The organism is Halarcobacter sp., assembly GCF_963676935.1.
Taxonomy (GTDB): Bacteria; Campylobacterota; Campylobacteria; order Campylobacterales; family Arcobacteraceae; genus Halarcobacter.
In genome coordinates, this window is record NZ_OY781470.1 from 867296 (window position 1) to 888696 (window position 21401).

Below are 21401 nucleotides of genomic sequence, written 5' to 3' on the forward strand. Positions count from 1 at the left end.
AAACTCATAAAATAATTTTAAAAAAATAATTAAGCTTATTTTCAATTTGATTTGTTAAATTATATCTACCTTCAAAAAAAGGTTAATTATGAATTATGAACAAAAAAATATAATTGAAGAAAAATACTTATCAAAACTTTTTTATACAAAAGATAATAAAAATCGTCATGTTGGAGTTGAAATTGAATACTCAAATCTTGATTTGAAAAAAAGTGCACAATTAGCTCAAGAGATTTTTAAAGGTGAGATTGTTGAAAAAACAAAATATGAGATATCTTTAAAAGATACAGATTATGGTGATTTTAAATTTGAACTTGATGCACAACTTCTTCAAAAGATGCAAGATGACAATCTTTTTGAAAAACTAGGAAATATTATTGGAAAAATCTCGAATGATTTAGATAATTTTGTTGATAAAACTTCAAAAAACTTTGTTCCCTTTGAGATTGCAATGCCTCCAATTCCTATATCTGATTTTGGAAAAGTTGATAAGTTAGTTCAAAAACTTAGATTAAATGGTGCATTAGGTACAACATACTCTTTTCAATATGCTTTTGGTGTTCATTTAAACATTGAACCACCAAGTCAAGATATTGATGATGTATTGAGACTTTTCAAATCTTTTTTAATTCTTCAAAAATGGATTGAAGTTCAAAGTGAAGTTGATATTGCTAGAAAAATTTCTCCTTTTATAAATAATTTTTCAAAAGAATATATCTCATTAGTTATAGATATTGAGTATTGGCCAACAAAAGAGCAATTTATAAAAGATTATATTGATTATAATCCAACAAGAAATAGAGTTTTAGATATGTTACCCATTATTGCTTTTTGGGATGAAGATATTATAAATAAATATTTACCAAAAGAGAAAATAAATAAAAGACCAACATTTCACTATAGATTACCAAATAGTAAAGTAGATCAATTTAGATGGTTTATCTCTCAAGAACTTCAATTGTGGGTTATTGTTGAACTATTAGCATCAAATGATGAGGTATTTAATCAAATGAGTAAATCTTTTCTAAAACAGCTTGATAATGCAATATTTAATAAAAATGAATGGATAGAAAAATGTCATCAATGTATAATAAACCACTTGTTGTAATAACTGGACCTAAAAAAGGTTTTATATCTAGATTTTTTATAAAATTTGCACTTTTTTTAAGTGGAGCAAGAAGTAAAGTTGTTACTCCAAATAACCCAGAATATGATATACAAATGGATGCCTTGTTAATAAGTGGTGGGGATGATTTATATAATGCATTTATTGAAAATGAAACTTGCCAATTAGATGATATTATAAATTACGAAAGAGATGTTTTAGAGTATCGTTTGCTTCATAGGGCAATAGAGGAAAACAAACCTGTGTTTGGGATATGTAGAGGGTATCAGCTTATAAATGTTTTTTTTGGTGGAGATTTATATAAAGATATAAGAAAAGATGGATATAAATATAAATATACTCCTTTTGCATGGAAAGATATTTTCTTAAAAAAAGGAAGGCTTTTAAATCTTTTAACTAAACAAAAAGAGATAAGAATAAATACTCTCCATCATCAAGCTGTTAAAACTGTTCCTAAAAAATTTAAAGTTGAAGCAATAGATAAAGATAATATAATCCAATCTATCTCATATAAAACTAAAGATAATCTAATCTTTGGAGTACAATGGCATCCTGAGTATCTTTTTTTTATGAAAAATCATTTAAAACTTTTTAAGATGTTAGTAGCAAATACAAAAGAATGACTCTCCTCTAAACCTTTTTGATAATATCTATTTAAATCAAATAAACCACTTTCAATTGGGTTTGATTCATTAAATCTATTTTGAAACCAATCATATACTTCCCAAAAGTTTTTGTTGTTTCTATTAACAAAAAATTTAGATAATCTTTTTTCATCTATGTTCTTTTCTAATAAATCAAAAAACTCCTTTATATCTTTTTGATCTACTACTATAAAATAGTTTGGATAAGAACCAATAAAACCTTCAATAAAATTTACTCTATCTTTAGTGACATCTAATCTTTCCTCTTCATTAAACATAAATGCAACACTATCGTGCCATCTATTTATCACCATTGTATACACTAAATCTTCATTATTTAGTTGAAATTTCATATAAATAAGATTGTAATTATTGCTAGAAAACTCTTTAAACTTATTCATCTTATTGTTAAAAGCAATACTTCTTAATTCATTTTCTATATCCTCTTTTGTTTTATATTTTTTTGACCTTTTTAAATTTGGATTTTGGATATAATTTATATTATCTTTTGGAGTTTTAGTATAGTCTAAAATATTTTCTACTAATTGTTTATAGTTTAAATCGATTTTTGAATTGTTATTTGAGGGAGTATAGGTAACTAAATATTTTGTTAAAGTTCCTTTATACCAGCTATTAAATATTGTTTGTCTTTTATCTTTAGGTAGATATTCTAAAAAATTACTTTCACCTTCAATTCTAAGTCTATCCATATATTTTCTAACTAATAGTTTATGCTGAGTATTCCCATATACATCAAATCCTGCTACTAAAGAATAATATAATCTTTCAAGTAAAGGGTAATCAATAACCCACATAGTCCTAGGAAGATTTCCCAAAGCACCTTTATGAACAGAAGCTGAATCAAAATGTCGGTAAATAGTTAAAATAGCATCATTATCTTTTTTACCGTAATTATTCCCTTTCCATAAAGAATTCAAACTTACATTATTGTTATATCTTTTATATAAAGAGTTTTTATTTTCATAGTAGTTAATTGTATCTTCATTATATTTGTAGATATCAATAATATTTGAAATTTTACTATCTCCACCATATTCATTTGGTAAGGCAAGATTAGCAAAATTTTGTTCCAAAAATTTTTTGTCTTGTATTGTGTAGTCAAATTCTGGATTTTTAAAAGCTACCCAAAATTGATCATTGATTACATTTAGTGCAACTTGTCCTTTACATACTGGACCTCTAATAAATGTCATTATAAAATAGTGAACATTATCTAACATAAACTTATATCTTGAAACAGCAGGTATCTGTTTAAAAGCCTCTAAAGGATTAGCTGCAATTTTTGGATTAAAACTAGGTAAATAAGGAGATTCATTCCATCTTGGTTTTATAAATAACTCTTTGTATCTTTTTAGTTTATTTGCATCTAAATGATAAACCATATGTGTTTTATGTACTATAGTTGAAGTGATTTTTTGAAATTTATAATAAATTTTTTGTTTAGGGTTATTATATGGAACTCTTGTCTTAACTGGAATATTGCCTTGCTTATCATAAGTTCTAATAAGTTTATAAAAATGTTTACTATCGTCAAACTTGATATGAGAAAGGAATAGATGTTCATAAATATATCTTGCTGTAACTTTATATTTTATATCAGTTTTATTTAAAAATTTTTCAAAGCTTACTAAACTATTAGATAGTTTTTCATCCTCTTTTTTATCATTTTTTATATCAGATTCAAGCCAAGAGATTAGAAGTTCATGCTCTTTTTTATTTAGAGCTGGGAACCCATAAGGCATACCATGATATGGATTATCGCTCAAATATTTATCAAGTTCTTTTAAATCTTTACTACAAGTTAAATCATCTTTTTCAGGAGAATAACTTCCTATGTTTTCAGGTTTTTGTTGTTTTTGAACTAAGAGCTCTTTCATTATATTTGTATTTTTATAGTTTTTTAAAACAGAATAAAAACCTAACTCTTCCCACTCTTTTTTATTTGAAGCATCTATAAAGAGTCTTGACGGGTTCGCTGGTTTGATTCTATTTTCATAAATCTCTTCTTTTGTGGCTCCTCTTATAAGTCCTTCAAAGGAGCTAAGTTTTAATTGACAAGGTGAGTTATAACAAGAGTGACATACAACACAACGTTTATCAAGTATAGGCTTTATATCTTTTTGAAAAGATAAATTTGCATTTGCAAAAACAGTAGTTGACATTAGTAAGATAAGTAGGAGTTTGTTCATATATTATTTGCTTTCGATTAATTTTATTGTATTTATAGCAGCTGGTAATAAAGCTTCGCTTAGGGCAGGGTGGATATATAACATATCTTTTAAATGTCTAATATCATTGTTTATGTGCATCACAGTTAAAACTTGATGAATCATTGTTGCACTTTCAGGTCCAATCATATGACAACCAAGGATCTCATAAGTGTTTTTATCTACAATAAATTTAGTAAATGGATATTTGATTTTTTTCGATTGTGCTTTTGCACTTGCTTGCCAAGAAGTTTTTGAAACTACATAATCAAGATTTTCATCTTTTGCTTTTTTTTCAGTTATTCCAACGCTGGCAATTTCTGGATAGGTAAAAACTGCATGGGGCATATATTTAAACTTTAAAGCCTCTTTTTCGTTTTCATATAGATATTTATATAAATGATTTATCTCATATGCAGCTGCATGTTGAAGCATATATTTACCTGCTGCATCTCCTACAACAAATATATCTTTCTCATCCGTTTCAAAATACTTATCTCTTTTTATATAGTCTTTTTCATCTAATTTAATATTTGTATTTTCGATTTTTAATAAATCTGCATTTGATTGTCTACCTATAGCATAAAGTAAAGCTTCACTTTTATAGTTTTTTATTTCACTATTTTTTTTCTCTAATTCTATATCAAATCGATTATTTTCATATTTAGCATCTTTAACTGTAGTATTAAATTCAATGTCAATATTCTTAGAAAACTCTTCAATAAAAGTTTTAGAAATCTCTTCATCTTCATTTGATAAAAGAGTATCTCCTCTTACTATAAGTTTTGTTTCAACTCCTAATGCATCAAATACATTAGCTAATTCACAAGCAATAAAACCAGAACCAACTATGCTAATTGATTTTGGTATATTTTCTAATGGAAAAATATCATCACTAGTCCAAGCTTTTTCAAAAGGGGGCTTTTTAGGTCTTGTTCCTGTTGCTATTACAATTTTATCTGCACTAATCTCTTCATTGTTTATAGAGATTGTTTTATTTGAGCTAAAACTAGCTTCACCTCTAAAAAGTGTAACTTCTTCATGAAGTCTAGATAGATAGTTATTATCTACACTTTCAATAAATTTATTATTATCTTTAAAAATTTTTTCAATATCTATTTTATTTATTTGTGAGTCAATATAGTGTTTTTTAGATTCTTGAATTGCTCTTATAACTTCAGCATAACCAATTAATAATTTAGAAGGTACACAACCTTTGTTTGCACATGTGCCTCCTAAAGCTGATTTCTCTATTAAAGCAACTTTTTTCCCAAGTTTAGCAACTTTTGAAGCTAATGAAGAGGCTCTCCCTCCTCCTATAATTATTAAATCAAATTTCTTCATCATCATTACCTTCTATTTTAAATAAAGGAAATTCTAAATAAAATTTAGCACCCTTATCTTTATTTTTTACATAGATATTTCCTTCTAAACTCTCTGTTACAAGTTTATAGGTTAAATAAAGGCTGATACCTGTGCCTATTGATTCATGTTTAGTTGTAAAATATGGGTCAAATATCTTATCAATGATATTTGTATCTATGCCTCCTGCATTATCTTTTATAGTTATTAATACATATTCTTTATTCTTTTTTCTTATTGTGATATCTATAGTTTTTGAGCTTATATTTTGATTTTTTTCAAAAGCATCTTTTGAGTTAGTTAATATGGCATTAAAAATCTCTATCAATTCACTTTTTACAGCAAAAATATAGATATCATCTTCATCATATTTTTTTAATACTTCTATATTATTATCTCGAAATGTTGGATTTAAAAACTCTAAAATTTTATCCATATTATTTTTGACCTCAATAGGCTCTTTTTTCTTATCATCAACTTCAATATATTCCCTAAAACTATCAAGAGTTTTAGATAAATACTCAGCTTGTTTAAGTATAGAGTTAGTAAAACTTTCAAAGTGTTTATTATCTAACATATTCATCTCTTTTTCAATTTTCAAACCACTTGCGCAAGTTGTAATTATACTTAGAGGTTGTCTCCATTGGTGAGAAATATTTGTAATCATTCTACCAATAGATGCCATCTTAGATTGGTTGAAAATATGTATATCTTGTTTTCGTCCTCTTCTAACTTCTAAGGAAACTTTTTTGTCAAGTTCTTTATTTAACTTCATTAATTTGTCTTTTCCCAATGCTTGTTTATAAAATAAGAAAAATACAAGGGCTAAAAGTAAATATGAAACTATTATTTTGCTAACAAGTTCATTTCTATCATTTAACATAAATTTATCTGGTTCACAGATACATAGCACAGCAACAACTTCTTTTGAAATTGGATTTTTTATTGGTATCATTGTTTTAACAATATTTAAATCATTTTCAAGAACAGAAAAAGGTTTTCCTTTAGTTAATATGTCAGTATAGTCTTTAGAATTTGTTGATGTACTAATAGGTGGATATTTATTATAAATTGATTTTTCAAAATAGAAATCTTTATTTGGACTATCTATATAGTTGTGAAGTTCATCTTTAAAAAGTTTCTTCTCAACAATATCTTTTCTTATCAAAAAACTCAAATTTAGATCGTATGTTCTATACATAGTCTCAACCATTGCTAAAACACTAAAAGATATTTCTACACTTCCTATATGTTCATTTTCTTTTGTAAATAAAGGATATACAAATCTAAAACCATTAAAAATTCTACCCTCTTCAAATCCATCAATATATTTTTTATATTCATTAACATATTTTACTGTTGACCTTATATCAGTTAAATTATCGCCATATTTTTTAGGTCTATGCATTCTTAAAAAACTTTCATTATTTGGAAGGTGAAAATGTAGTTGCTTTAGGTTATATATTTTTAATTTTTCATATTTTAAAGCTAAATGATTTAATAACTTTTCTCTTATTTTATTTTTTTCCAATTCATCAGATTTGTATGCTTTTTTAAAGATATTTATAGTTTGGTCAGTATTAATATCTGTATCAAATATTAAGTTTGATAATACTTTATATTCATCATATATCGCTTTAAATTGTAATAGGTGTTGGTTTGTTTTTTTGTCAAGATAATTTATAATATTTTTTTCATATTGTAAAACATATAATGTTATTAATAAAGTTGTAATAAGAAAATATAAAATTGAAAATTTTATTATAAGATTCTTTTTCAATATCTATCCTTTTTATAGATAAAGATATATTATCATAAACAATACTAAAAGTAAATGTTATATTTTATATTATGATTTTATTATTATTTTATTTTAATAAGATATTAATTTAGATAAAGTATGATTGTTTCACAGTTAATATACAATATTTTTTAATAATTTTAGGGATATAAAATGGAATACGAAGAGTTTGAAAAAGCAGTTGATTTTTTTGGTATACTTACAAATACATCAAAAAAAGATTTGAAAAAAAAGTATTTAAAGTTATCAAAAAAATATCATCCTGATATGCCTGAAGGTAGTGAAGAAAAATTTAAAGAACTTCAGGATAATTATGAATTATTAAATAGATATATGGATTCATTTGCTTATTCTTTTGATGAAGAGGAGTTTAAAACTCAATTCCCATCATTTACAAATTATAAAAATTGGAGATAAAATGAAAATTATAATACCTTTACTTCTTGCTACGACAAGTTTAGTTTTTGCAAATAACAATATTAAAAGCTTAGATATTTTTAAAAATAAAAGCTTTGTAAATCAGTCTTTAGATTCTAGTAAAAATAGTTTAAATCTATTAGGTGTTGTGCGGCTTGAAGATATTAGATTTTTAATGAATTCTTCATGTAAAGTAAATAGTTTTGATATAGAAGTAAAAGATTATGAAAATGATAAACTAAGTACAGATATAAAAAGTTTAGAAGAGAAGATAAGTAAAAAGCAAAATAGTATAAAAGCATTAAATAGTAATATCTCTTTTTTACAAAAAAGCAATATATCAAATTTAAAAGAGCTTTCACTTTTAGAAAAAACTTCTACATATATAACTCAACAGATTTTAAAAGATTATAATAAAATTTATAATTTAGAAAATGAGATAAAAAAAGATAAAGCACTGTTACAAGAATTAAATAAAAAAAGAACTAATAGTAAATATACTAAATTAGATTATGATGTAGATTGTAAAGACAAGGTTGTTGTAAATTATCCTATTTATAATCTAAAAAAACAAGCCTTATATGATATAAATTATAATACAAAGGGAAAAAACTTAGAACTAAAAAATCTATTATATATTACTCAATTTAGTGGTATGGACTTAAAAGATATTGATATAAATTTATATACATATAATTATATAAACCAAATTAAACCAAATAGTTTTATTCCTGAGTATTTAGACCTTGAACCAAAACCTGAGATTGCATATGAAAAAGCTTTAAATGATATGCAACCAGCTATGGCAAAAACTACTAGAGTTTTTAAAGCACCAACATTTACTTATCTTGAAGAGAACACTAAATCATTTTTTAAAGCTTCACATATAAACCTTATAAGTGGAAAAGAAAATAAAGTTTTATTTGCAAATGATATTTATAAAGCAGATGATATATTGGAGATAGATGGATATTCTCAATCACAAGCATTTTTTAAAGTTGATTTTAAAAGTAAAAAACTTTATGGGATTAGCAATGCAAACTTATATTTAGATGGAACCTATGTAGGGAAAAGCAATTTAAATGAAATAAAAAAAGATAAAGATTCATCTATATATTTTTCAACAAACAGATTTATAGATGTTGAGAAAAAACTTTTAAAAGATTTAAAAGAGAAGCCATTTTTTACAATCAATAAAATTAAAACGGAAAAAATATGGGAGTATAAAATTACAAATAATAGTAGTGCTTCACAAAAAATAGTTTTAATAGAAAGAGTTCCTGTTTCTAAACATGAAGATATAATAGTCAAGTTAATTGGAAAATCAAAAGAAACAAAATTGGAAAAAAATGGTAAAATTTATTTTGAGTTTAATTTAGAACCTAATAAAACTAAAAAGATAAATTTTGGATATGAGATTGAAAAACCTAATAAGAAGTGAGGAGATAAATAATGTTTGATAAGAAAAAAATAAAAGAATTAGTTCTAGTTTCACTTGTAGCAGATGCCTATTGTTTAGGAGCACATTGGGTTTATGATGAAAAACAATTAGAAGAGTTAGATATCAATTGGGAAGAATTAAACAATGCCAAATCAGTTTGGCATAAGGGAAAACTTGCAGGAGAATTTACTCATTATGGAGATCAACTATTATGGCTATATCAATTTATACAAAATAAAGATAGTTTTGAAATTGATGAATATATTAAATATTGGAAAACTAAAGTAGATATATATAATGGTTATATTGATTCAGCAACTAGAAAAACTGTAGAAAATATTGAAAATAGTATTATCCCCACAGGTTCAGAATCAACAGACTTATCTGTTGTTGGAAGAATTACTCCATTATTGTTAGTTTCAAATACAAAGGAGGAGTTTTTAAAAAATGTTGAAGATTTTGTAAAAGCAACTCATAATTCTTTAGAAGCTATAAATACTTCAAAGTATTTTGCAAAACTATTACTTGAAGTATTAGATGGTAAAGGGATAGAAGAATCAATTTTATTATTAAAAGAGCAGTTTAATACAAAAATTCAAGCATATATCTATAGTGGAATTGCTTCAAAGACAGATGATACTTTTAAGTCAATTAGAGATTTTGGTCCAGCTTGTGACATTGAAGGTGGTTTTCAAGGAGTTATTCATCTTTTATGTAAATATACAAATTTAAAAGAGATGTTAATTGCAAATGCAAAAGCAGGGGGAGATAGTAGCTCAAGAGCTATGATTGCCTCAGTGATTTTTATGGCACAAAAAAATAAAACACTTGCTTCTATTCCTTCTAGTTGGTTGAATATTAAAGCAACAATTATATAAGGTAAAGAATGGAACCATTAAAATTTTTTAAAGATAGATTTTATATAGAATTTATAGTAGCTACAATTTTATTTTTAGTAGCACTTTCGATGAATAAATTGATGGAAGCTATTATATATATGTTATATTTTATCATTTTTTTAGAAATTGTAAGAACAGTAGTAAATTATGTTAGAGAGCAAAGAGTGATAATCTCATCTTTAGTAGATGCTTTTATTATTTTAGCTTTAAGAGAATTGATTGTAAATTTAGTAAAAATCAATAATGAAAATATAGAATCATTTGATGATTTATTTGCTAGTAGTTTAAATCATAATCTTTTAGTTATTTCAGGGGTAATTTTATTTTTACTTTTAGTTAGATATTTAGCTGTAAAGACTTCATACACATATTTAATAGATAAAAAAATGAAAAAAGGTGAAGGTTAAACTTTAGGGAAAGTCCCTAAAGTTTTTAGTTCATATCTGGTTTTGGAGTTTTTTCTGTAATTACAGGTAACTGAGGATATTTAATCTCAGGTTTTTCACCAGTTAATGATTTTAAGAAAGTAGAAATTTTATTTGCATCTGCATCAGAAATTTTCATACCTAATTGGATATCTCCCATTAATTTAACAGCTTGATTTAATGACCAAACATTACCATTATGGAAATATGGAGCAGTTTCTTCAATATTTCTAAGTGTTGGAGTTTTAACCATACCATCTTTTGTTCCAGTAAATCCACCAACATTTAAGTCATATTTAGAAGCATCAAATGGCATCATAGTACCACCTAAACCAATGTCGTTGTGACAGCTTGCACAACCTTTATCGATAAATACTTTTAATCCCTCTTTTTCAGCATCATTTAATGCTTTTAAGTGTCCATCCAAGAATGCATCATATCTTGATGGTGTAATTAAAGTTCTTTCAAATACAGCAATAGTATCAGTAATTAATTCAAATGTAATCTTTACATCATCTCCATATGTTTTTTTAAATTCAGTAACATATCCAGGCATAGAAGTGATTCTTTGCACAACTAAGTTTTTAGGTGCAGCCATTTCTGGACCAGCTTGTACTGGACCTTGCGCTTGAGCTTCTAAGTGTGGGTCTCTACCATCCCAGAATTGTGCTTTGTTCAATACTGAATTATATACAGTTGGTGAATTTAGGTGAGCTGGATTTGGAGTCCATTTATGACCCACTGCAGCACCAACACCATCAACACCACCCATAGCTAAATTGTGACAGGTATTACATGAAATAATTCCTGATTTTGATAATCTTGGATCAAAATATAATTTTTTACCAAGTTCAACTTTTGCATCAGTAATTGGATTTTTTGGATTATCAACAAGTTTTAAAATCTCAAGTTGAGATTGTGGAATTGATTTTAATCCTGCATCTTTTGCTTTTTTAATTAATGCAGCATCAGACATTGCAAATGCACTTACCCCCGTAAACATAATTGTAGCTAACGCTAAACTAATCTTTTTCATATCTTCTCCTTTTATAAAATAGATAATTTAAATCATAGGATAATTTTTATTAAACGAAAATTAAATTAGATGAAAAAAATTTTCTAAATATAAAAGTTCAATTTAGTTTAAGAAAATGGATTATATGGGTATAAATTTGTAATTATTGAGTGATAAATCAATTAAATTATAAAGTTTACTTAAATAAAAAAATTAATTTTATTAGATTTATTTCAAATATTTTATTAAATACATCAAATATAGTTTTTTAATTTTAGTTTTATATTATAATAAAAAAGAATTAATTTGGAGTATTAGATTTTGGAATAGAGATATTAAAACATGCACCTTTATATCTAAAGCCTTCAAGTTCTTTATCTATATTTGATACACTAAGTTTTCCTTGCATATTTTTCTCAACTATATCTTTACTCATATAAAGTCCAATACCTGTACCTTGACCTTTATGTTTAGTTGTAAAGTATGGATCAAAAATTTTTTCAATAATATCTTCGTCTATTCCTCCAGCATTATCAATTATGCTGATAGTGTTAAACTTATCTTCTTCAACTATATCTATAAAAACTTTTTTATCTTCTACTTCACTTTCCAGTAAAGCATCTTTAGCATTATTAAGTATATTAAGAAAAACTTGTATTAATTCATTTGCAAAACCAAAACTTTTTTTTGAAAAATGTCCATCTTTTTTTATGTTAATATAGATGTTATTGTTTTTATAAGTACTCTCAACAATATTTAAACTTTTTATAAAAATATCTAAAATATCAAATTCAACTTTTTCTTTGTCTTTTTTTAAATAACTTCTAAAGTCCTCTATAGTTTGTGTTAAAAACTTTGTAAATTCAAGTATTTTTTCAAAAGATTTTTCAATATCTTTTCTCTCACACATGTTTAATTCTAACTCTAGTAGCATACCACTTGAAACTGTACTAATAGCACTAAGTGGTTGTCTCCATTGATGGGCAATGTTTCCAATCATCTCTCCCATACCTGCATATCTAGATTGTATAAATAGCTGTTTATCTTTTTCTCTATTTTTTTCAACTTCAGTTTCGATTCTTTCTTCTAAAGAGTCATTAAATTTTCTTAATTCACTAGTTGAGATTTCAAGAGCACGTTCTAATCTGTATATATTTGAGTCTGCATTGTCATATTCATTGGCTATTAAATTTAAAAGTTTTTCAAATTTTTTTTCATTTAGGTTTTCATAATTATCAATTCGTAATTTTTTTAATTGTCTTGCTAATACTTTGTTTTCTACATTCATAATTTATGTTTCCCAAAATAGGGTTAATGTTACTGTTTGATTATGAAGATCACAAGTACCATCATTTAATGGAGATATTTCACCATATGAGTAATATCCTATTAGATTAATTTTATTATCTAAAATATCTTTTATGGCCTCTAGTTCCTCTTCTATTTTTTGTCCCATAATCAATTTTCTACCTATACAACTTACAACTATACAAGTAGCATTTTTGTTTTTATAGTCAAATCTTTGTAGTTTATCTCCTGCCTCTTTTGCACCTTGTGCTAGTTCATCAAAAGTTGCTTTCATAAACATTACTTCACTTCCATTTGGAATATCTCCAGCAAAAGTTATAGATTGTTCCTGTTTATTTATACCTAAAATTGTTCTAACTTTTGATTCTTTATACCCTTCTTCTTTTATCATTAATGGATATAAAAGTCCAGAAGCTGGAAGATTCTCTGATTTATCACCAAGATATTTTTTATAAACTTGAAGTGCTGGTTCATAATCTAATTTATATAATATATTATTTTTAGCTTCTGTAACCATTCTATCAATACCAAATTTTTTCCATCCACCACCATTTGCATATGCAGTATGAATATTATCTCCATACAGTCCTACAGCTGTTATATAGTTTGAAACAGGTTTATTATCTACTAAAACCCAAGTTTTTTTAAAGTCTGCTCCATCTCCTGCTAAACCACCAGTGATTATCGTATTTTTAGAAACTTTATTAAAACCTTTTGTTAGTTGCGAACCATTTATATTTAGACCATCAGATAAAACAAAAATCGATTTTAGTTCTTCATTAAAAAGATTATTACAGATTTTTTCACCAACTTCAAATGAATTTTCTGAATTGATACACTTTTCTGAGCAAATTTTTATAATTGATTTTTCAAATTTCATTATAACTACACTTAGACTTGATTCATATACCAAGTCATCATATATTTCACCTGCAGTTGAACAACCAATAATTTTAGATTTTTTATATGTGGATATTAAGTTTTCAAAGCCATCTTTTATATCTTCAAATCTTGTTGATCCAAAACATATAATCAGAGTGTTTTCACTATCTAATGATTCATCAAAAGGAGCATTCCAATTATTCTCTTCATAAAAGTAGCTTTGTGTTTGCATAGTAATCTTTTTATAAATTTATTTTTTATAAAAAGATTATATCATGATATAAATAAATTATTGTTTTGTTAAAATTCTAGTTCAAGTGCTATAGGACAGTGGTCACTTCCCATTATTTCTGACATAATATATGCATTAGAAATATTATTTTTTAAATCTTCACTTACATAGAAGTAGTCAATTCTCCAGCCAACATTATTTGCTCTAGCATTTGCTCTATAACTCCACCAGCTATAATTATCTTTTAAATCACCATTTATATGTCTAAAAGTATCAATATAACCATAAGATAAAAATTTTGAAATCCATTCTCTTTCCATCGGCAAAAAGCCAGAAGTTTTTTCATTTGCTTTTGGTCTGGCTAAATCTATTTCTTTATGAGCTGTATTTACATCTCCACAAACAATAATAGATTTTCCCTCTTTTTTTAGATTTTCACAATAATCTAAAAATCTATCATAAAACTCCATTTTATAAACTAATCTTTCCTCTTTTGATTGACCATTAGGAAAATATACATTGAAAAATGCAATCTCTTTATCTTCTAAAGCAAAGTGTAATTCATTTATTCTACCTTCGTCAAGTATATCTACACTAGGACAAGTTGATTGAAAATTAGGAGTAATATCTGTAAATACAGCTGTTCCACTTCTACCTTTTATAGCTGATTGTGAAGCGAATACCGTTTCATAGTTTTTTTCAAATATAGAATCTGGTATTTGCTCTTTTGTAGATTTTGTTTCTTGAACCCCTAGAATGTCAATATTTGCATTATCAACCCATTTTAAAGCATCTTTTTTATCTACAGCTCGTATACCATTAACATTCCATGAAACAAATTTGTATTTAGTCATTATTCTTTTTTTCCTCTTTTTTTATTTTTTCTATTTTATCAATTTCAATAAATTTTTTATCATTTTTTTCAATTTTTTTATCTTTTTTTGAACTATTATTTAAAAGTCCAATTTTATCTAAGAAGCTACCGGACTTTACTAATGGATCACCTTTCCCTCCATGGGTATCAATTTTTCCATTTTCATAAGCATATGAAGATAAATAAAATATAAAAAATGATAAAACAAAAATATATATTTTCATTTTCTATTTCCTTTTAAATTTTTATACATTCCTAGAATTGTTATTATTATCCAAAATATTTCTATTATAAAAGAACCTAAATTAAAATGTACAAAAAGTGAAATTAAAAGTAATATTGCACCAATTAGGTTTAATACTTGATAAGTCCAAGAAGTTATTTTTTTCTTTTCAGTTTGTAACAAAAAGTAAGCTACAACAACAAAAACCATACCTAAAAAGCCTATAAGTTGGAATATATCCATATCTTTCCTCATTATTAAGTCTAAATTTGCTATTTTACGGTAAATTTATTATAAAGATATTAAATGGCAGATGAAATTTTATTAGGTCTAATAACTTTTTTTACTTCAACTGTTGCAGGTGTAATTGGACTTGGTGGAGGAATGATTTTAATAGCAGTTCTTCCATCTTTTTTACCTATTAATGCTTTGGTTCCTGTTCATGGTTTAACTCAATTATCAAGTAATTTAAGTAGAGCTTATTTTGGGTATAAAGATATAAAACTAGAGGTTATTCCAAAGTTTTTATTTGGTTCATTGATTGGTATCTCTGTTTTTGCAGGTATTTTGTATTTTATTTCTTTAGAGTATGTTCCTTTATTTATTGGTTTTTATATTCTATTCTCTTTGTGGAGTAATAAATTTAATGAGAAAATTAAAAAATATGAAAGTTATATTCTAATAGGTTTTTTTCAAACAGGTTTATCTATTGTTGTTGGAGCAACTGGTCCAATAGCAACAGCTCTTTTGATTAAAGATTATAATGATAAAGATACTGTTGTTGCAACTGCAGCTGCATTGATGTCTATTACACACTTATTAAAAGTTTTTGCTTTTATGTTTTTTGGATTTGTTTTTTTTGATTATCTTGGAATTTTAATTGCTATGATAATTGGAGCAATTTCAGGAAGCTATATGGGAACAAAATTGAGAGATAAAATCAATGGAAAGAAGTTTTTAATATTTTTAAAAATATTTTTATCTATTTTAGCTTTAAAAGCAATTTTATCAGTTTTTATTTAAATTGGATTGGAACTATATGAATAAAATATTTAAATCAAGAGAAGCCTTATTATATATTATGACGATATCGATGGTTTTCTCTTTTTCAGCATGGATGAGTTTACTTAATAACTTTGTAATTGAATCTGCTTCTTTTGATGGAAGTCAAATTGGTATATTACAAAGTCTAAGGGAGATACCAGGTTTTTTAGCTTTTACAGTTGTAATTGCTATTATGTTTATAGCACAACAAAGATTGGCATATATCTCAATGATATTGTTGGGACTAGGAGTTTTATTAACAGGATTTTTCCCAAATGCTTTAGGTCTTTATATAACAACAGTCATAATGTCTGTAGGTTTTCATTATTTAGAAACATTAAATCAATCCTTATCCTTACAATGGTTAAGTAAAGAAAAAGCACCAATAATATTAGGAAAAATTACTGCTGCAAAATCTTTTACCTCTTTAATAGTTTTTGTTTTAATTTATATAATGATGAAATATTATTCTGTAGAGTATAAATATGTATATCTATTTTTTGGTGGAATAACTTTTGTTATTGGTATTTTAATTTGGATTTTCTTTGAACATTTTAAAGATGATGTAGTGCAAGAGAAAAAAATTGTACTTAAAAAAGAGTATTGGCTATTTTATATTTTAACTCTTTTTGCAGGGGCTAGAAGACAAATTTTTATTGTCTTTGCTGCATTTTTACTTGTAGAAAAGTTTGGAGTAGATATTCATAATATGGTAGCACTTATGTTTGTAAATGCTATTTTAAATATGTATTTTGCACCTGCTATTGGAAGATTTATTTCAAAGTTTGGTGAAAGAACAACTTTAAATATAGAATATTTAGGATTGATAATAATTTTTATATCATATGCTTTTGTAAACAATGAATATATAGCTTTTATATTGTATATTATTGATCATTTACTGTTTTCTATGGCAATTGCACTTAAAACATATTTTCAAAAAATAGCAGACCCAAAAGATATTGCAAGTGCTAGTGCTGTATCCTTTACTATAAATCATATTGCAGCAGTATTTTTACCTTTTGTTTTAGGTATGTTATGGCTATACTCAAACTCTTTAGTTTTTATAATAGGTGCTTCAATTGCTGTTTTATCATTTCTTTTATCTTTTCTTGTTCCAAGAAATCCAAAACAAGGTTTTGAAACAACACTAAAAACTTAAAGGATGTTTTTTTCTACTAAGTTAACCATTTGATTTTTATCAAATGGTTTATTTATCGTTTCAAATCCTTCTATCTCTTCATCATTAACCAAAATCGCCTTTTTATTTTTATGTAAAATATAAGTATTTAATTGTTCTTTTGTCAAACAATCCATATCAATAATTAACAGATCAAAGTTTTCTTTTTCTATTTTAGAGATAAAATCTTTTATATTTGAATCTTGTTTTACTTTATATTTTTTATTTAATTCAATTATTAGTTGCATATAATTGATTGGATTGTTATTTAAAATCAAAATATTCTTTTTTTCCTCTTTTTCTATTTTTTCTTCCTCTTTATCAAATAAAAAGTCTTTAACTTCATTGATTTTCTTTTTTTCTGCAACTTTTTTTTCTTCAATTTCACAAGCTGTTTCTTTATTTACTTTATCAAGATTTTTAGGAATTAATACAGTTACTGTAGTACCTATATCAATTTCACTTTCTATTTTAATTTCACCTTTAAACAGTCCAACTAAATCTTTACAAATGGCAAGTCCTAAACCTGTACCACCATATTTTCTAGTAGTACTTCCATCTACTTGTTTAAACCTATCAAAAATAGTATTTAATTTCTCATTTTCAATACCAATCCCATCATCACTTATAGTTATTTTTATAAAATCAGATTCATCTTCAACTAAAAATCTAATCTCACCTTCATGAACAAATTTTAACGAATTACTTAGAAGATTTTTCACTATTTGTTTTATTCTTTGTTTATCACTATATATAAATTCTATATTTTTATCAAAATTAAACACAAAGTTTAGATTTTTTTCTAAAACTTGAGGTTCGAACATATCTTTTATTTCATACATTAATCTTTTAGCATTTAAAGTTTCATAATAAAGTTCAAGTTTTCCTGCTTCTAGTTTTGAAATATCTAAAACATCATTTATTAGAAATAGTAAGTCGTTACCACAGTTGTTTATTATTTGAAAATTTTTAACATCTTTTTCATCAAATTTATTGTTTTTATTTTTCATCATTATTGAACTAATTAAATTAATAGAATTTAATGGAGTTTTTAATTCATGACTCATATTTGCCAAAAAATCATCTTTGGCTCTATTTGCATCTTCAAGAGCCTTTTTTTGAAGATTTTGAATCATGGTTAACTGTTTTAAGTTGATAATATCTTCACTAATCTTACCAGACATTTTATTGAAAGCATCTGCTAATATTGTTAATTCTCTTAAATTGTTTAATTGAAGTTTTATATGACTCTTTTCCTCATCATGTTCCTCAAACTCTCTAATCCCATCAATTAATTTTTTTAAAGGTATAGTTAGATATTTATTTGTATAAAATACAATTAAAATCCAAAATAGAAAAGTAAATATTATAAAATAAGTACCAATTCTAGTTAATTGTGTTAATACTCTGTCTTGATGAATAGATTTTTCTATATAAAATTCTACGTCAGCTACAAAATTTGTTTTAAAATATGGGCTATCATAAATTCTAAATTTATATGCTTGATATTTTTCTTTACTATAATATCTTCTATCAACTGGAAAATATATTTTTTTATCTTTTGTTACTAGTAAGATACCACTTATTATCTCTTCTTTAGATATTATATTTAATGTTTTGTTTATTTGTATATCATCTTTTGTCATAACTGCACTTCTAATTTGATCTGAAAATAGAGTTTCTATAGATTTAAGACTTTTTTGAAGTATTTTTTGAGATTCTTTAATCTCAACGATACCTTGATATATAGAGATGATTATAACTATTGTAAGGTAACCTAAAAATATTTTTTTGAAAACTAAATAACCTATTGTTTCATTAAAGTTATTAAATACGCTATTAAAGTTATTAAATAAATTTTTCATAACGAACCTCTTAAATATGTTTGTATATTATAACTCTAAAATGTATTATAATAGTATTATTTCTAAAATATAAATAATACTCTTTAGCTAAATTATTAAATATTAAATTTTTCTAAATAAGGTGCAATTTTGGGCATACAATCCTTTCTGCAAACCAATGTAGTTGGAATATCATTTAACTCATCTATCTCAATTATCTTAAGTTTATTTTTAAACCCTAGTTTTTCTATTACTGTAATAGGTAATAAGGTTCTTCCCATTCCTGCTTCCACACAACTTAATATAGTTTCTAAACTTCCAAACTCAAAGTTTCTATGTGAACATATCCCATTTTCAGAATAGTGTTTATGTAGATATTCATTATATGCACAACCTTTTTTAAAAGTAAGTATTACATTAGGGATATTACCTATTTTGGGTTCTAGTAATACAATTTTTTCTTTAAATATATTTAGCACATGAAGTTCAGTATTTTTTGGAATATCACTAATAAATGCAATATCTAATTCAAAATCTAACAATTTTTTAGTTATTGTATCTGTTGTTCCTGTTATAAGTTCTAACTCCATGTTTGGAAAATCTTTATGAAGTTTTACTAAAAAAGAGGAGATTCTTGTTGCTGCATTTGATTCAGTAGAACCAATTCTTAGTAAGGGTTGTTCCTCTAAGGTTTTCATCTCTAAAATGGTATTTTCTATTTTTTTTATAATCTCTTTTGCATGGGGATATAGTTTCTCCCCCTCAACTGTTAGTTTAACCCCTTTGGGGATTCTATGAAAAAGGGTATGTCCAATATTTTTTTCAAGTTGTTTTATTCTTGAAGTCACATTAGATTGTGCAAAACCTAAATTTTGTGCAGCAAGGGATATACTTTTTTTATCGGCAACCACTACAAAAATCTTTAATAAATTTGAATCCATATCACTTTTCCTTATATCATATATCATGATTTTATATTTGACTTTCCATCATCTTAAGTGATATTATACATAAAAGTGAAAAAAAGGGAAAGATATTATGAGCTTATTAGATAGAAATAGCAATATGGCTATTATATTAGCTGGTATATTATCAATAGTTGTTGGTTTAGGTGTGGCAAGATTTGTATTTACATCATTACTCCCACCTATGTTAGATAACTATTTAACAGTAACTTTTGCAGGAGTTTTAGCCTCAATAAACTATGCAGGTTATTTAAGTGGATCAATTTTTGCTACATTAATAAAAGATATTAACACAAAAGTAAAGTATTTTAGAATAGGGATGGTTTTGTGTATTGTTTCATCTTTTGTATTAGGTGTTAGTGATAATGATATTATTTGGGGTATCTCAAGGATAGTTGCTGGTTTTGGTTCAGCAATGGCTTTAGTTGTTGGTTCGGCAATAGTTATGACTAAACTTAAAATGGATAATAAAACAAAAGCAATGGGGATACATTTTAGTGGAATAGGTTTTTCTATTTTAGTTACCGATTTAATTACAAGAGCCTTTTTTACTTTTCAAGATGATTGGAAAGGTGCTTGGATAGTTTTATCAATATTTGGTCTTTTTGCTGCAATTTATTCTATGTATATCTTATCTTTTGATAAAGAAATAAAACAAAATGTTGTAAAACACAAATTTGATTTTGCATTGTTTTCCCCTTTTGTTATTCTTCTAATAATTGCATATTTTACAGAAGGTGTAGGATTTGTGGTTCAGGCAACTTTTTTACCTGATATAATCAACTCTTTAGAGGGCTTAGAAGGATATGGAAGTTTTACTTGGACCCTAGTTGGTCTTGCTGGAATTCCCTCTTGTATAATATGGATGACTTTAGCCCATAAATTTGGAAGTGTAAATATAATCATAATAGCAATGCTTGTTCAAATTGTAGGTATCTTAATCTCTGCACTTACTACAAATGTTTATTTAAATCTATTTAGTGGAGTTTTATATGGGGGAACTTTTGTAGGTTTAGTTGCTTTATTTATGAATTTAGGTGGAAAACTTGCTGGTAATAATCCAGTTATATTAATGGGGGCTTTAACTACAGCATATGGAATTGGTCAAGTTGTTGCTCCTTTATATAGTGTAAAATTAGTTGAACTTTATAGTAGTTACAGTCAGTCTTTATATGTAACTGCTTCAATTGTTTTTTTAGGAGTTATATTACTTTTTATTGCAAAAAATATAGCTACACAAAATCAAAAAATCATATAAGGAAAGAGATGCCAATCATAAATGTAAAAATGACCCATGAAGATGGTGGAGCTACAAAAGAACAAAAAGAGCTTTTAGCAAAAGAATTAACAGAGGCTTTTGTAAAGATATTTAATAGAGGAGAGAAAACTTGTGTAGTTACTATTGATGAAGTGCCAATGGATAATTATGCCATAGGTGGAGAAACCATAACTAATATAAGAAACAAGAAAAAATAGTAATATTATATATAG

Annotated in this window: 21 protein-coding genes; 10 read left to right on the plus strand and 11 right to left on the minus strand. The window is 25.7% G+C overall.

Annotated features, from left to right (window positions below):
• The first annotated feature begins 88 nt into the window (after nt 1–88).
• Entirely contained in the window at nt 89–1108 is a 1020-nt protein-coding gene (locus ACKU4C_RS04290) for an amidoligase family protein (protein ID WP_321314737.1), read from the plus strand.
• Nucleotides 1075–1749 carry a gamma-glutamyl-gamma-aminobutyrate hydrolase family protein gene (locus ACKU4C_RS04295; RefSeq protein WP_321314738.1) on the plus strand — a complete coding sequence of 225 codons (675 nt, stop codon included), beginning with the start codon at nt 1075–1077 and terminating at the stop codon, nt 1747–1749. The genes ACKU4C_RS04290 and ACKU4C_RS04295 overlap by 34 nt, the downstream gene beginning before the upstream one ends.
• Here ACKU4C_RS04295 and ACKU4C_RS04300 read toward each other — a convergent pair.
• Genes ACKU4C_RS04300 through ACKU4C_RS04310 form a run of 3 tightly spaced genes read right to left on the minus strand, consistent with a single transcriptional unit; the run spans nt 1704 to nt 7140 of the window.
• Nucleotides 1704–3980 (minus strand): fatty acid cis/trans isomerase, encoded by a 2277-nt coding sequence (locus ACKU4C_RS04300; RefSeq protein WP_321314740.1) that lies wholly within the window; start codon nt 3978–3980, stop codon nt 1704–1706. The two genes, ACKU4C_RS04295 and ACKU4C_RS04300, sit on opposite strands and share 46 nt — an antisense overlap.
• 3 nt (nt 3981–3983) lie before the next feature.
• Entirely contained in the window at nt 3984–5342 is a 1359-nt protein-coding gene (locus tag ACKU4C_RS04305; protein ID WP_321314742.1) for a dihydrolipoyl dehydrogenase, read from the minus strand.
• Nucleotides 5329–7140 (minus strand): ATP-binding protein, encoded by a 1812-nt coding sequence (locus tag ACKU4C_RS04310; protein ID WP_321314744.1) that lies wholly within the window; start codon nt 7138–7140, stop codon nt 5329–5331. Before ACKU4C_RS04310 ends, ACKU4C_RS04305 begins: the two co-directional genes overlap by 14 nt.
• Before the next feature lie 174 nt (nt 7141–7314).
• On the opposite strand from ACKU4C_RS04310, the gene ACKU4C_RS04315 reads away from it, so the two are divergent.
• The 4 genes from ACKU4C_RS04315 to ACKU4C_RS04330 are packed head-to-tail and all read left to right on the plus strand — an operon-like array spanning nt 7315 to nt 10325.
• Entirely contained in the window at nt 7315–7578 is a 264-nt protein-coding gene (locus ACKU4C_RS04315; protein ID WP_321314745.1) for a DnaJ domain-containing protein, read from the plus strand.
• 1 nt (nt 7579) lies between these two features.
• Nucleotides 7580–9019, plus strand: coding sequence for a DUF4139 domain-containing protein (locus ACKU4C_RS04320; protein WP_321314747.1), 1440 nt, complete (start codon nt 7580–7582; stop codon nt 9017–9019).
• Nucleotides 9020–9030: 11 nt separating this feature from the next.
• Nucleotides 9031–9897 (plus strand): ADP-ribosylglycohydrolase family protein, encoded by an 867-nt coding sequence (locus tag ACKU4C_RS04325; RefSeq protein ID WP_321314749.1) that lies wholly within the window; start codon nt 9031–9033, stop codon nt 9895–9897.
• An 8-nt stretch (nt 9898–9905) separates the two neighbouring features.
• Entirely contained in the window at nt 9906–10325 is a 420-nt protein-coding gene (locus ACKU4C_RS04330) for a hypothetical protein (protein ID WP_321314751.1), read from the plus strand.
• A 25-nt stretch (nt 10326–10350) separates the two neighbouring features.
• On the opposite strand, the gene ACKU4C_RS04335 is transcribed toward ACKU4C_RS04330, so the two are convergent.
• The 6 genes from ACKU4C_RS04335 to ACKU4C_RS04360 all read right to left on the minus strand — a co-directional run bounded on the left by ACKU4C_RS04335 (nt 10351) and on the right by ACKU4C_RS04360 (nt 15120).
• Nucleotides 10351–11379 (minus strand): cytochrome-c peroxidase, encoded by a 1029-nt coding sequence (locus ACKU4C_RS04335; protein ID WP_321314753.1) that lies wholly within the window; start codon nt 11377–11379, stop codon nt 10351–10353.
• Nucleotides 11380–11659: 280 nt separating this feature from the next.
• Nucleotides 11660–12646, minus strand: a complete 987-nt coding sequence (locus ACKU4C_RS04340) for a HAMP domain-containing sensor histidine kinase (protein WP_321314755.1) — start codon at nt 12644–12646, stop codon at nt 11660–11662.
• A 3-nt stretch (nt 12647–12649) separates the two neighbouring features.
• Complete coding sequence (locus ACKU4C_RS04345) at nt 12650–13780, minus strand: FIST N-terminal domain-containing protein (RefSeq protein ID WP_321314756.1); 1131 nt, start codon at nt 13778–13780, stop codon at nt 12650–12652.
• 68 nt (nt 13781–13848) lie between these two features.
• A complete protein-coding gene (locus ACKU4C_RS04350; RefSeq protein ID WP_321314758.1) occupies nt 13849–14634 on the minus strand; it encodes an exodeoxyribonuclease III in 786 nt (261 codons plus the stop codon).
• Complete coding sequence (locus ACKU4C_RS04355) at nt 14627–14878, minus strand: hypothetical protein (RefSeq protein WP_321314760.1); 252 nt, start codon at nt 14876–14878, stop codon at nt 14627–14629. The genes ACKU4C_RS04350 and ACKU4C_RS04355 overlap by 8 nt, the downstream gene beginning before the upstream one ends.
• Entirely contained in the window at nt 14875–15120 is a 246-nt protein-coding gene (locus tag ACKU4C_RS04360; RefSeq protein WP_321314762.1) for a CBU_0592 family membrane protein, read from the minus strand. The genes ACKU4C_RS04355 and ACKU4C_RS04360 overlap by 4 nt, the downstream gene beginning before the upstream one ends.
• A 63-nt stretch (nt 15121–15183) precedes the next feature.
• Between ACKU4C_RS04360 and ACKU4C_RS04365 the strand changes: the two genes are divergently transcribed.
• Together ACKU4C_RS04365 and ACKU4C_RS04370 are read left to right on the plus strand one after the other, a co-directional pair.
• The gene (locus ACKU4C_RS04365) at nt 15184–15900 is read left to right on the plus strand and encodes a sulfite exporter TauE/SafE family protein (RefSeq protein WP_321314763.1); all 717 of its coding nucleotides are present in this window, start codon (nt 15184–15186) and stop codon (nt 15898–15900) included.
• 16 nt (nt 15901–15916) lie between these two features.
• On the plus strand, nt 15917–17083 hold the full coding sequence (locus ACKU4C_RS04370; RefSeq protein ID WP_321314765.1) for an MFS transporter: 1167 nt from the start codon (nt 15917–15919) through the stop codon (nt 17081–17083).
• On the opposite strand, the gene ACKU4C_RS04375 is transcribed toward ACKU4C_RS04370, so the two are convergent.
• A complete protein-coding gene (locus ACKU4C_RS04375; protein WP_321314766.1) occupies nt 17080–18966 on the minus strand; it encodes a HAMP domain-containing sensor histidine kinase in 1887 nt (628 codons plus the stop codon). The two genes, ACKU4C_RS04370 and ACKU4C_RS04375, sit on opposite strands and share 4 nt — an antisense overlap.
• A gap of 95 nt (nt 18967–19061) precedes the next feature.
• Nucleotides 19062–19886, minus strand: a complete 825-nt coding sequence (locus ACKU4C_RS04380) for a LysR family transcriptional regulator (RefSeq protein WP_321314767.1) — start codon at nt 19884–19886, stop codon at nt 19062–19064.
• Between the two features lie 97 nt (nt 19887–19983).
• Between ACKU4C_RS04380 and ACKU4C_RS04385 the strand changes: the two genes are divergently transcribed.
• Both ACKU4C_RS04385 and ACKU4C_RS04390 read left to right on the plus strand, forming a co-directional pair.
• The gene (locus tag ACKU4C_RS04385) at nt 19984–21168 is read left to right on the plus strand and encodes a YbfB/YjiJ family MFS transporter (protein ID WP_407933765.1); all 1185 of its coding nucleotides are present in this window, start codon (nt 19984–19986) and stop codon (nt 21166–21168) included.
• 8 nt (nt 21169–21176) lie between these two features.
• On the plus strand, nt 21177–21386 hold the full coding sequence (locus tag ACKU4C_RS04390; protein WP_321314769.1) for a 4-oxalocrotonate tautomerase family protein: 210 nt from the start codon (nt 21177–21179) through the stop codon (nt 21384–21386).
• Nucleotides 21387–21401 lie beyond the last annotated feature (15 nt).